This is a genomic window from Herbaspirillum sp. Her4 (genome assembly GCF_057961335.1).
The window spans coordinates 4683292-4695834 of sequence record NZ_CM176330.1; the positions used below are offsets into that span (position 1 = coordinate 4683292).

11 protein-coding genes are annotated in these 12543 nt (G+C 63.3%); 3 read left to right on the plus strand and 8 right to left on the minus strand.

Going from position 1 to position 12543, the window contains the following annotated elements:
• Window positions 1–123 precede the first annotated feature (123 nt).
• Window positions 124–1710, minus strand: coding sequence for a malate synthase A (gene aceB / locus ACWFUC_RS21130; protein ID WP_134222805.1), 1587 nt, complete (start codon window positions 1708–1710; stop codon window positions 124–126).
• A gap of 252 nt (window positions 1711–1962) precedes the next feature.
• Here aceB and ACWFUC_RS21135 point away from each other — a divergent pair, with 252 nt between their 5' ends.
• Entirely contained in the window at window positions 1963–2871 is a 909-nt protein-coding gene (locus ACWFUC_RS21135; protein ID WP_121041985.1) for a LysR family transcriptional regulator, read from the plus strand.
• 11 nt (window positions 2872–2882) lie between these two features.
• Here ACWFUC_RS21135 and ACWFUC_RS21140 read toward each other — a convergent pair whose 3' ends face one another.
• The 6 genes from ACWFUC_RS21140 to ACWFUC_RS21165 form a co-directional block, all read right to left on the minus strand.
• The gene (locus ACWFUC_RS21140) at window positions 2883–3884 is read right to left on the minus strand and encodes a hypothetical protein (protein ID WP_489623193.1); all 1002 of its coding nucleotides are present in this window, start codon (window positions 3882–3884) and stop codon (window positions 2883–2885) included.
• Between the two features lie 151 nt (window positions 3885–4035).
• Window positions 4036–4422, minus strand: a complete 387-nt coding sequence (gene speD, locus ACWFUC_RS21145; protein ID WP_121041987.1) for an adenosylmethionine decarboxylase — start codon at window positions 4420–4422, stop codon at window positions 4036–4038.
• A complete protein-coding gene (locus tag ACWFUC_RS21150) occupies window positions 4419–4580 on the minus strand; it encodes a hypothetical protein (protein WP_157845714.1) in 162 nt (53 codons plus the stop codon). The genes speD and ACWFUC_RS21150 overlap by 4 nt, the downstream gene beginning before the upstream one ends.
• Window positions 4580–6019 (minus strand): DUF4178 domain-containing protein, encoded by a 1440-nt coding sequence (locus ACWFUC_RS21155; RefSeq protein WP_489623194.1) that lies wholly within the window; start codon window positions 6017–6019, stop codon window positions 4580–4582. The genes ACWFUC_RS21150 and ACWFUC_RS21155 overlap by 1 nt, the downstream gene beginning before the upstream one ends.
• Before the next feature lie 77 nt (window positions 6020–6096).
• Complete coding sequence (locus ACWFUC_RS21160) at window positions 6097–7134, minus strand: SPFH domain-containing protein (RefSeq protein ID WP_034335119.1); 1038 nt, start codon at window positions 7132–7134, stop codon at window positions 6097–6099.
• A gap of 39 nt (window positions 7135–7173) precedes the next feature.
• On the minus strand, window positions 7174–7560 hold the full coding sequence (locus ACWFUC_RS21165; RefSeq protein ID WP_039785084.1) for a DUF350 domain-containing protein: 387 nt from the start codon (window positions 7558–7560) through the stop codon (window positions 7174–7176).
• A 54-nt stretch (window positions 7561–7614) separates the two neighbouring features.
• Here ACWFUC_RS21165 and ACWFUC_RS21170 point away from each other — a divergent pair, with 54 nt between their 5' ends.
• Both ACWFUC_RS21170 and ACWFUC_RS21175 read left to right on the plus strand, forming a co-directional pair.
• Window positions 7615–9126, plus strand: a complete 1512-nt coding sequence (locus ACWFUC_RS21170; RefSeq protein WP_209535384.1) for a polyamine aminopropyltransferase — start codon at window positions 7615–7617, stop codon at window positions 9124–9126.
• A complete protein-coding gene (locus ACWFUC_RS21175; RefSeq protein WP_489623195.1) occupies window positions 9126–10757 on the plus strand; it encodes an FAD-dependent oxidoreductase in 1632 nt (543 codons plus the stop codon). Before ACWFUC_RS21170 ends, ACWFUC_RS21175 begins: the two co-directional genes overlap by 1 nt.
• Window positions 10758–10823: 66 nt before the next feature.
• Here ACWFUC_RS21175 and ACWFUC_RS21180 read toward each other — a convergent pair whose 3' ends face one another.
• A complete protein-coding gene (locus ACWFUC_RS21180) occupies window positions 10824–12434 on the minus strand; it encodes a methyl-accepting chemotaxis protein (RefSeq protein ID WP_489623196.1) in 1611 nt (536 codons plus the stop codon).
• Between the last annotated feature and the right edge of the window lie 109 nt (window positions 12435–12543).

Here is a 12543-nt window from a genome sequence, read left to right on the forward strand (position 1 = left end):
TCCCCGACTCGTCGGGGATTTTTTTCGTCCTTCGCTTTGATGAAGTGAAGCGATGCGCATCAAAAAAATCCCCGCCCTCTTGCGAGTGGCGGGGATTTTCATTTGCGCTGAAGCGGATCTGAATCAGATTTCTTCGTACAGCGGCAGCGTCAGGAACTCGGCGAAGGTCTCGGAAGTGGACATTTCTTCAAAGATCTTGGCGGCGCGGTCATAGGTCGGGCCATCGCCTGCCACTTGCTTCACCTTGGCCAGCTCTTCCGGAATCATCGCGCGCACCATGTCGGCGGTGACCTTGCGGCCGTCTTCCAGGTTGCCCTTGGCGCTGCGGATCCACTGCCACACCTGGGCACGGCTGATTTCGGCGGTGGCGGCATCTTCCATCAGGTTGTGGATGGGCACGCAACCGTTGCCGGCCAGCCAGGCACCCAGGTAGTGGATACCGACGTTGATGTTGTAGCGCAGGCCGGCTTCGGTGATCGGGGTTTCGGGCTGGAAGTTCAGCAGGTCGGCCGCCTTGACCTCGACGTCCGGACGCTGCTTTTCGAACTGGTTGGGCTTATCGCCCAGCACGGCCACGAATTCCTTCATGGAAGCTTCGACCAGGCCCGGGTGAGCCACCCAGCCGCCGTCGTAACCGTCGGTGGCGTCGCGGCGCTTGTCGTTGATGATGCCTTGCATGGCGATGGCGTTCTTTTCCGGATCGTTCTTGATCGGGATCAGCGCGCTCATGCCGCCGATGGCCGGGGCACCGCGCTTGTGGCAGGTCTTCAGCAGCAGCAGGGCGTAGGCGCGCATGAAGGGCGAAGTCATGGTGACCTTGGCGCGATCGGCCAGGCAGAAGTCCTTGTCGTTCTTGAACTTCTTGATGCAGGAGAAGATGTAGTCCCAACGGCCGGCATTCAAGCCCGCGCTGTGCTCGCGCAGCTCGTACAGGATTTCTTCCATCTCGAAGGCGGCAGTGATGGTCTCGATCAGCACGGTGGCCTTGATGGTGCCTTGCGGCAGGCCGATTTCATTCTGGGCCATCACAAAGATGTCGTTCCACAGACGCGCTTCCAGGTGCGATTCCATCTTGGGCAGGTAGAAGTACGGACCGGCGCCGCGTGCCAGCTGCTCCTTGGCGTTGTGGAACAGGAACAGGGCGAAGTCGAAGATGCCACCGGAGATGCGCTTGCCGTCCAGGGTGACGTGCTTTTCATCCAGGTGCCAGCCGCGCGGACGCACCACCAGGGTGGCGATCTTGTCGTTGAGCTTGTAGCTCTTGCCGTTCGATTCCAGCGAGATGGTGCGGCGGATCGCATCGTACAGGTTGATCTGGCCGCTGATCTGGTTGTCCCACACCGGGGAGTTGGAATCCTCGAAGTCGGTCATGTAGCTGTCCGCGCCCGAGTTGAAGGCGTTGATGACCATCTTGCGCTCGACCGGGCCGGTGATTTCCACACGGCGGCACTTCAGGGCTTCGGGGATGGGAGCGATCTTCCAGTCGCCGCTGCGGATGGATTCGGTTTCCTTCAGGAAGTCGGGGCGCTCGCCGGCGTCCAGGCGCTTGACGCGCTCGGCACGGGCAGCCAGCAGCTCCTGGCGGCGGCCTTCGAAGGCGCGCGAGAGCTTGGCGACCAGCGACAGGGCTTCAAAGGTCAGGACGTTCTCGTAACCCGGCTTGATCTCGCCGGAGATTTCCATGCCGGTGGGCAGCTTCAGTTGCGTCATGCTGGACTCCTCAAAAAGAAAAATGGACTGGGTGATCTTGTTTTCATGATTGTGCCTGAGACCGTGCAGCTTTTTGCATCGCATCAGACACTTTATGTACGCAGTATATTTAAACCAAATCGATATGAGTGAAAGCTTTTATCAATTTATCTTTGCGTTTTAGTCACAAGTGAGCCGATAATGGCTGCAACCCGCCGCACCAGTTCCGGCGCGGCTTTGCCGCCTGTTTTCAGGCGTTTGGAGAGTGCAGGCATGGACCAGTTCAAGCAGATTTCGACCTTTGCAGAGGTAGCCGCCCGGGGCAGCCTGTCGGCGGCCGCCCGCGCCGAGGGCATCGCCCCGGCCATGATAGGCCGGCGGCTGGATGCGCTGGAGGAGCGCCTGGGCGTGAAACTGCTGCAGCGGACCACGCGCAAGATCGTGCTGACCAACGAAGGCGCGGCCTTCCTGGAAGACTGCCAGCGTATCCTGGCCGACCTGGAAGATGCCGAATCGGCGGTGTCCGAACGCAGCGCGCGCGCCAGCGGGCAACTGCTGATCTCGGCCCCGGCCGGATTCGGTCGCCAGCACGTGGCACCGCTGGTCCCCTCCTTCCTGGCCGAGCACCGCGATGTCACCCTCACGCTGAACCTGAACGACCGCATCGCCGACGTCATCGGGGAAGGCATCGACGTCGCCATCCGCATCGCCACCCTGACCGACTCCAACCTGGTGAGCGTGAAGCTGGCCGAGAACCATCGGGTGATCGTCGCTGCGCCCTCCTACCTGCGCCGTCACGGCACGCCGGCCAGTCCTGATGAGCTGGTGCGCCACAACTGCCTGGCCATGAGCAGCGAAGGCAGCCAGCGCGGCTGGACGCTCAAGCAATCGGGCAAGGTCAGCGTCTACAAGGTCGGCGGCAACATGGTCTGCAATGATGGCGAGGTGCTGCACAACTGGGCGCTGGCCGGGCGTGGCCTGGCCTGGCGCTCGATGTGGGAGGTGGGTGCGGCGATCGAGGCCGGCGAACTGGTGACCGTGCTGGACAAATTCGCTGCCCCGGCCCCTTCCATCTATGCGGTCTTCGCGCAGCGTCGGCACCTGCCGCTGCGCATTCGCGCCTTCGTGGATTTTCTGCGGCACGCCTATGCGCAGCCGGACTACTGGAAGCAGCGCCTCTGATCCCTGACGGCTCACTTGTGTCCCGCGCTGCCGCCCCAGCTACTGCCTGAGGAGACTGAGTAGTCCTCTTCCTCTGCCTGAATCATTTGATGGACGAGGGCCACGCACGTGACGATGACCGCATAGATCGCGTAGCCTCGCAGCACGGATTGGGCCTGCCCTTTTTCTCCCATCGCCTTGAGCAAGCGCGCAGGCAGATACACCGCGGCCAAGGTCAGGAGGAACACCCAGGTCTGGCGCATGCTCCAGATGAAGTCGCTGGCCCAGTAAAATCCCAGGGTCATCACCAGGTAGCACACCACCGACGTATGCGCCGATCCCATCGGACTCAGTTCGATGTCCTCGCTCGACGGATGTGTGGCCACACCGTGCGAGGGAACGGAATCCTGTTGTGCGGCGCGCTCAGGCAGACTGATCAGCGCCTCCAGCGCCATCCGCTTTCCCAGATAAAGCACGGGCGTATCGCCGAGCGAATAGTCCAGCATCAGGACGCCATCGCCCGCCTCAAGATCGACCATGCGCGCGCGCTGCCGAGCAGACCGGGTCATGGCCCATTCGCCCTCGCCACCGCTGCAAGCTACATCGCGCACCGCACTGACCACCCAGCTTCGGTCGAATAACTTCACGCGCATGCGTGGCTTGAGTTGATCGAATCTCGGCAAGGCTTGCTCAAGATCGACCCGGGAGACGATGGCGTAGCGTCCCCCGGATTCCAGCAAGCGCCATTCCAGCGAGTCGCCCTGCATCTTCAGCCACCACTGGTTCCAGACACGCGCGCCAGCTCGCCACTGGCGTTGTCCCACGATGCTGAAGGCGCGCCCTTCGAAGCAGCCCGTTCGGCCGATCGGCAGCGGACCGGCGCCCTTTGCCAGGGCCGGCACCCTGGAGGCGCCACGGGTCTTCTGATTGCGCCTGTCGACCACGGCGCGGCAGTACACGCACACCGCCATGGTCGAGGCCAGGCTGTGGAATTCGACGAACTTCTCGCAGGACGGGCAAGTGACAGTCCACATGATTCACGCTTGGCAGAATGAAAAGCGCGCATCTTAAGACAAAGAAAATGGCCTGACCAACGAAATTCCGGCCTTGTCGATCATCGCCGGAACCGCGCCCAGCCTGGTTTGCAGCGTGACTACTGCAACCCTGATCAATACCCGTGATATGTCAGGCGCACGTCGCCATCGGCAGCAGGCGTACCTGACGCTCGATCAGCTGGCGATGCAGCTGTTCAGGTTGAAGCCCCGCCACGATGATCTCCAGCGCCTGTTCCACCTGCAATGCGCCGCACAGGAAAATGTCGAGCGCAGCAAAGCGCGCTTCCGGCCAGGTATGAATGGAAAGGTGGGATTCGGCCAGCAACAGCACGCCGGTGACGCCCTGCTGCGGCCCGAAGTGATGAAAATGGCCCTGCAGCACGGTCGCCCCGGCATGAGCCGCCGCCTGCCGCAAGAGGGATTCGATCGCCACGGGATCGCACAGACGCGCAGCGTCGATGCCATCCAGATCGGCCAGCAGATGCTGGCCACGGGCGGGGAAGGCGTTGGCGCTCACTTGTGCCCACCTCCGCCGCCCCAGGATCCGCCCGAACTGGAGGACGACCAGCTGCTGCCGGAGGACGAGCGCGAACTGGAGAAGCTGGTCGAGCCCCAGTTGTACAGCGTCGAGATCGCGATGATGAACAAGGCGTAGAGCACGAAGAGGATCTTCATCAGAAATCATTCCCGTCGAGCTTGTAGGCCGGGGCGTAGATCAGGGTCAAGGTAATGAGGCCACTCCAGAAATGATCGTAGCCAAGAATGGGAATGCAATTCAGGATCACGAAGAGGACCGCCATCACGTGCGCCAGGGTCATGAAGGACATGCCCGGTGCAGCGCGCGCAGTCTCGGACGCGACTTCCTTGCCCAGCCAGGCCCTGAGCTGGTCGGGCGAGACCGGCTTGGCTTCGGACCAAGTGGCTTCCTCTGCCGTCACTTCCAGCGTCATGCTCTTGCTCCCTTTGCCGTACTGGAGCACGCGCGTGACGTCGTCCACGGATACCTTCCAGTTGAAGGCACCGACCGCATAAGTGACCCGTGCCTCGAATTCGTATTGCAAGGGAAGGCGCAAGCGGCCCTGCGTGACACCATCCGCACCCGACATGTCCGGCCAGGTCTGGAGCACCGACGCGGTACTCCAGCCCTCGTCGGCTTCGACCAGCCAGAGAAAGCCGCGCCGCTCGTTGTGCAGCAGGTATTCGGTCCACTGCTCGTCATCATCGGTACGCCGCATGGCACCGATGACTTCGAACCTGGCACCGGCAATGGTGGCCTGCGTACCCAGTTCCAGCGTCAGCGCGGCCGCCGCGATCTTCTCTTGTGCGGCCACCACCTCGGCCTTGACGCCGGTCAGTGCGATCTGGCTGTGACAGGACTGGCACACCAGGTGTTCGGTCTGGCGCGGCAGGAAGCGAATGGCGGTGCCGCATGAGGGGCAGGTCATCGACCCCAGCTTGCCCTGATAGCGATAGCTCCCGGCGCGCACGGTATCGTCGTCGCGCAGGAATTCACATTTGAGCGATTCCAGCGTGACGCTCTTGCCCTGGTACAGCACCGGCACTTCTTCATCGGAGAAATCCAGCGTGACGAAGCGATCCGCCACATGCAGGTCCGCTACGCGCGCCTGCCATCCGTCACGCAGCCCCAGCGGCAGTTCGCCCTGGCCGCCGGTACAACGGGCGGTCCGCACATCGCCCACCACATGAGGGATGCCGCCGATCTCCACGCGGGTCAGCGGCTTGAGTTCGTCGAAACGCGGCCAGGTTTGCGTGCCGGCGGTGCGCCGGGTCACGGTATAGAGCCCTGAGGCATCCGAGAGCCACCATTCCTGCTGGCCATCGCCGACCTGCAGGGCCCATTCGTTCCACAAGCCGCCGTCATATTGCAGCTGGATGCGTCCGACCACGGTGAACGCCTGGCCCTCGATGAATCCGCTGGTGCCGATCTGGATGGGCGAATAATCGTCGAGCACCTCGGAGACCTGCCCCAGCGTGTGGGCAGCCGAGCCGTCCTTGTAGACGGTGGTGCGGCAATAGCTGCACACCGCCATGACCGAGGCCAGCGACTTGAATTCAGTGGGTGCCCCGCAATTGGGGCAGCTTGCTGTCTGCATGAGTCAACCAGAGAAGCGCCGGCAGGCGCAGGCCCGCCTGCCGGCGGGAAGCATGTGGGGAAAATGCAGGCGCACCTTCAGCCGATCAGTTTCTTCAGGACCTCGGCTTTGGCGGCATCGTAATCGGCGGCGCTGATCAGGCCTTGATCCAGCAACTGCTTCAACTGGCCCAGCCGCTCCGCGGGTGTCGGGCCGGCGGCGGCCGCAGGAGCGGCGGCGGCGTGGCCCTGAGCACCCGCTGCGCCAGTCCCCAGGGCATCGGCCATGACCTGCCCCATCGAGACGCCCGTGGCCAATCCAGCCCCCAGTCCTGCCAGGCCACCTTCGTTGCCGGCCGCAATCGGAATTGCCTCGGCCGCCTGGACGCGCGCATAACCGGCGGCCTTGGCGGCATCCAGCCCGCCCTTCATGCCGGCCGCGATGCGCTGGTCCAGCGCCACTTGCAGGTCATCCGGCAGATTGAAGCTGGCGATGTTGAACTGGTCCAGCGTCAGGCCGTATTGCGCAAAACTCAGGGCCATGGCGTCGCGCACCGTGTTGGCCATGAGGGTCTGGTTGGCCGCTAGGTCGAGGAAGGCGCTCTGCGCATTGCCCAGGGAATTGGCCAGCGTGGAGAGCAGGATGCCCTGCAGCTGGTCTTCAAAGTCTTCGCGGGTGTACACCTCGCGGGTGCCGCTGATGCGCGAGAAGAACACGCGCGGATCCGACAGGGCATACGAGTACATGCCAAAGGCACGCACGCGGATCATGTCGAAATCCTTGTCGCGGATCGTGATCGGCTGCGGCGTGCCCCACTTGCGACCAGTCTGCAGGCGGGTACTGAAGAAATAGACATCCGACTTGAAGGGAGACTCGAACAGCTTGTCCCAATTCTTCAGGTTGGTCAGCACCGGCAGGGTGCGGGTGGTGAGCGTGTAATTGCCGGGGGTGAAGATATCGGCCACCTGCCCTTCGTTGACGAAGACAGCGAGCTGCGATTCGCGCACCGTCAGGGTGGCACCATTCTGGATTTCAAAATCCTGCATCGGATAGCGCCAGGCCAGCACGCCTTCCTGGTCCTCATTCCATTGCAGGACATCGATGAATTGCTTCTTGATGAATGATCCGAGATTCATGCGGTACTCCGGGGGGATGAAGGATGAACAACGAAGAGGTCAGGAAATGCAGGCCGCATTGATGGCCCCGATGCACAGCGAGATCGTGCCCATCAGGCCACCGAAGGCGACATTGTCGGTTTCGATATGTTCGCGTGAAATGCGCAGTCCGCGCGTGGTCACCAGATAAGCCAGCAGTTGCACCACCAGCGCACCGGCTGCCCAGGCAAAGAATTGCTGGTAATCGTTGGTATGCAGGATGGAGGAGGCGATGGTGAGCGAGAAGCCGCCCATGGCGCCTCCCAGCGACATCGCCGCAGCACGGTTGCCTTGTCGGATCAACAAGACTTCATCATAAGGAGTGACCCAGGTATATACCTTGAAAAAGACCGCCAATAGAATAGCGGCCAGCAAGAGATGAAGCGCGTAGTTGAGGATGGCAGGCAAAACGATTCTCGCGTGGTGGCATCAAGACCCGCATATTAAGCCATAAAAAAATTCATGATCAACAGAATACTGGTGTTGTCGATTTTCGTGGTCGCCTCGTGCGGCCTCGCCTACGAACTGATTGCAGGCGCACTGTCGAGCTACCTGCTGGGGGACTCGGTGCTGCAGTTCTCCACCATCATCGGCTGCTATCTGTTTGCCATGGGGGTGGGCGCGCATGTCTCCAAATACGTCAAGGATGAAGACGTGCTGGCGCGCTTCGTGGACATCGAGATCATGGTGGGACTGATCGGCGGCCTCTCGGCGGCGCTGCTGTTTCTCTCCTTCTCGTGGTCGGCAGCGCCTTTTCGCATCCTGCTCTACAGCGTGGTGTTCCTGATCGGCGCACTGGTGGGCATGGAAGTGCCGCTGGTCATGCGCGCCCTCAATGCTCGCCAGACCGCCTTCCGCGAGCTGGTGAGCACGGTGCTGACCTTCGACTATCTGGGTGCACTGGCCGTGTCGCTGCTGTTTCCGCTGGTACTGGCGCCGCATCTGGGCCTCACGCGCACCGGCTTCCTGTTCGGGATGAGCAACGTGGCCGTGGGCTTGTGGACCATCTACGTCTTCCGCGCCGAACTGCAGCAGGCACAGCGGCAGTTGCTGCGGGCCTGCCTGGTGCTGTTCCTGCTGGGGACCGGCTTTGCCGCCTCGGACCGGCTGGTGCAATGGGGCGAGCACGGCATGTACGGCGATGAAGTCATCTATTCCACCAGCACCCCCTACCAGCGCCTGGTGATCACCCGCTGGAAGGATGATCTGCGGCTCTACATCAATGGCAATCTGCAGTTTTCTTCACGTGACGAATACCGCTATCACGAAGCCCTGGTGCATCCGGCCCTGGCCACCCTGCCCTGGGCGCGGTCGGTGCTGGTGCTGGGCGGAGGCGACGGACTGGCCCTGCGCGAGATCCTGCGCCATCCCGGTATCCGGGAGGTGACGCTCGTGGATCTCGATCCGGCGATGACGCAAGCCTTCCGGCAACGTCCGGAACTGGTGGCGCTGAACAAGGGCGCGTTGTCCGATCCGCGCGTGAAGGTCATCAATGCCGATGCGGCCGTGTGGTTGCAGAACAGTACGCAGACCTTCGACCTGGCCATCGTCGACTTCCCCGATCCTTCCAGCTTTGCGCTGGGCAAACTGTTCTCGGTGCCGTTCTACGGCGTGCTCAAGAAGCACATCTCGGCCAATGGCCTGATCGTGGTGCAGGCGACTTCGCCCTATTTCGCCCCGCATGCCTACTGGTCCATCGACGCCACGCTGCGCGAGGCGCAATGGAAGACCTATCCCTATCACCTCTACGTACCATCCTTCGGTGAATGGGGCTTCATCCTGGCTTCGCCGCAGCGTGACTACGTTGCACCCACCACCTATGCGCAGCCGATGCGCTATCTCAACGGGGCCACCACGGCCGAGATGTTCCGCTTCCCGCCCGACATGCCGCGTGTAGAGGTCGAGCCCAACCGGCTCAACAACCAGTCGCTGGTGCGCTACTTCGAGCAGGACTGGCATCAGGTGGTGCGCTGATGCAGCGGCGCAGCTTCATTCTGGGCGCAGCGGTGGCGGCGGGCGCGGCCACGCTGGGCGCGGGCGGCGTCCTGCAGAAATGGCGGGAAGTCGATCCCGGCATTCGCACACCGGGCCGCGCGGAAGGCCACTTCCTGCGCGATCTGGCCAGGCATCCCGGCCGCCTGCCGGTCCCTTCGGAGATCATCGAGACCGACATCGCCATCCTCGGCTCGGGAGTGGCCGGCCTGACCGCAGCCTGGAAGCTGGAACGCTCGGGCCATCAGGATTTTCTCGTGATCGACGGCCCGGAAGCCGACGGCAATGCCGCCGGGGCACGCTACGGCCAGGCCGGTGAATACGCCTGCCCGACCGGGGCCCACTATCTGCCGCTGCCCTCACAGGAATGCCTGCACGTGCGCGAAATTCTCGCCGACCTGGGCGTGATCCTGCGTGACGCCCAGGCCGAGCGCCCCTATTACGACGAACGCTATCTGCTGCACGCACCGGATGAACGGCTGCTGGTCGACGGGCACTGGTACGAAGGCCTGCTGCCGCCCTTGCAGCCGGGCGAACAGGAAGAGCTGGATCGTTTCAACCGCAGCATGGACAGCCTGCGCGCCAGCCGCGATGCCCGGGGCCGGCGCGCGTTCATGCTGCCGTCCGCGCAGGCCTCGGATGACCCGCGCTGGCTGGCGCTGGACCGCATCACCATGCGGCAATGGCTGGAGCAGGAAGGCTATCGCTCCCCTGCCCTGCACTGGCTGGCCAACTACGGTTGCCGTGACGACTACGGCGCACGCTACGACCAGGTCTCGGCCTGGGCCGGCCTGCATTATTTCTGCAGCCGCAGCGGCCAGGCGGCCAATGCCGCCGACGGCGCCTGGCTGACCTGGCCGGGTGGCTTGCAGCCGCTGGCCGAGGGACTGGCGCGCCGCATCGGCCCGCGCCGCCGCCCCGGCACGGTGCTGCAGCTGCAAGAAACTTCGCGTGGAATCGAAGCGCTTTGCATGGTCCTGCGCGATGGCCAGGCCACCAGCTTCCTGCTGCGCGCGCGCAAGGCCGTCTGCGCCATGCCGCTGTTCGTCGCGGCGCGCATCACACCGGCCATGGCCACGCTGGGCTTCGATCCCGCGCAGCACCTGCCGGCCCGCGCGCCGTGGCTGGTGGCCAACTTCCTGCTCAAGCGCTTCCCCAAGGAAAAACCCGAGGCACCGCTGTCCTGGGATAACGTGGTCCAGCGTGAACCGGGCCTGGGCTATGTCGTTTCGACCCATCAGGATATCCGCGTCCATCCGCCGCAACAGACGGTATTCACCTCCTATGTGGCGCTGACGCATCTGGCCCCGGATCAGGCCCGGCGCTGGATGGACCAGGCCACGCCGGCCCAGTTGCTGGCACTGGCCATGGAAGACTTGCAGCAGGCGTATGGCTGGCAATTCGGTGCTGCGGTGGAGCGCGTGGATATCACGCTGCGGGCACATGCGATGGCGATCCCCACGCCCGGTTTCCGCAGCAATGCCGGACTGAGAAAATTGCAGCAGGCAGACGGCAAGATCCTCTTCGCGCATGCCGACCTCTCCGGTTTTTCACTGTTTGAAGAAGCCAGCTGGTGGGGCTATCAGGCCGCCCTCAAAGCGCTGAAGACCTGACGCCGCAGCCGTCGCTGGAATGACAAACGGCCCGCGAGGGGCCGTTTGTCATGGGTCCGCAGCCACTCAGTGCGGCAGCGTCGGGCCGGCCGGCGTGACGTCGATCTCGCGCCGCACCAGCGTCTCGCCCTCATTGATCCGGAACACGCTGACCATCTGCGCCAGCCGTCCCGCCTGGTTCTGCATCGAAGCCGCTGCGGCCGCAGCCTGCTCGACCAGCGCTGCATTCTGCTGGGTTACCTGGTCCATCTGCGTGATGGCCAGGTTGATCTGCTCGATGCCACTGGTCTGCTCGGCGCTGGCGGCGCTGATCTCGGCCACGATGTCGGTCACGTGGCGCACGCTGCTGACCACTTCCTGCATGGTGACGCCGGCCTGCTCGACCAGGCGGCTGCCGTCGCCGACCTTCTCCACCGAATCGTTGATCAGTTCCTTGATCTCCTTGGCCGCCGAGGCCGAACGCTGGGCCAGCGAGCGCACTTCGGAAGCCACCACCGCAAAGCCGCGTCCCTGTTCCCCGGCGCGCGCCGCTTCCACGGCAGCGTTGAGTGCCAGGATGTTGGTCTGGAAGGCGATGCCGTCGATCACGCTGATGATGTCCACGATCTTGCGCGAGGAGGCATTGATGGCCCCCATGGTATCGACCACCTGGCTGACCACGCCGCCGCCCTGCTCGGCCACACTGGAGGCCGATTGCGCCAGCTGGCTGGCCTGGCGCGCATTGTCGGCGTTCTGGCGCACGGTGGAGATCAGTTCTTCCATCGCCGAGGCAGTTTCTTCCAGTGAACTGGCCTGCTGTTCGGTGCGCCCGGACAGGTCGAGGTTGCCGGCCGCGATCTCGGCCGAGGCCGTGCTGATGGTATCGGTGCCGGTGCGCACATTGGCGACGATGCCGCGCAGGCTGTCATTCATGTCCTTGAGCGATTGCAGCAGCTGGCCGGTTTCGTCGCGCGAGGTCACCTGCACCTGGGTCGCCAGGTCGCCCTCGGCCACCTTGCGCGACACCACCACCGCCGTCTGCAGCGGCTTGGTGATACCCAGCGTCAGGGTGCGCGCCAGCACGATGCCCAGCAACAGGATCAGGCCCTCCAGCACCACAATCAGGATCCGGCTCTGGGCCGCAATGTTGTCGATTTCCTTGGCGGTATCGTCGATATCCTTGCGCTGGATGTCGACCATCTCGCGCATCAGTTTCTGGTAGGTCGCGGCGGCGGGCACGAAGACGGTGTCCAGCAGGCGCATGGCCTCTTCCACGTTGCCTGCCGCCTTCAGTTTGACGATCTGGTCACGCGACGACAGGTACACCTTGCGCTGCTCGCCGATCTTCTGGAACAGCGCCTTTTCTTCGGGGGTGACCAGCAAGCCCTCGACCTGCTTCTGGTACTCCGAGGAACTCTTGGTGGAGGCCGCGGCTTCCTCCGCGAAATACGCTGCCAGCGACGGATCACTGCTCTTGGCGATGGCCAGGGTGCGGCGAATGCCGGCGGTCAGGTTGGTATACCAGTCGCCCATGAGGCGTTCAGTCTTGAGCGGATCGTTCATCATCTCGCGCGTGGCCGTCGACACCTGCTCCAGTCGCCACAGGCTGATACCCGCCACGATGGCGGAAAACGCGAGGATCACGGCAAAGCCCAAGGTCAGGCGCTTGCCGATATTCATGTTGCCAAGGATATTCATGTCTTTTCCGTCCCTAGCGAAGCCTCCGGGCGAGGACTTCGCAATGTCATCTTGATTATTGTTGTCAGCACGGCAGTCCCCGACTGCCGTCGTCCAGCACTATGGCACG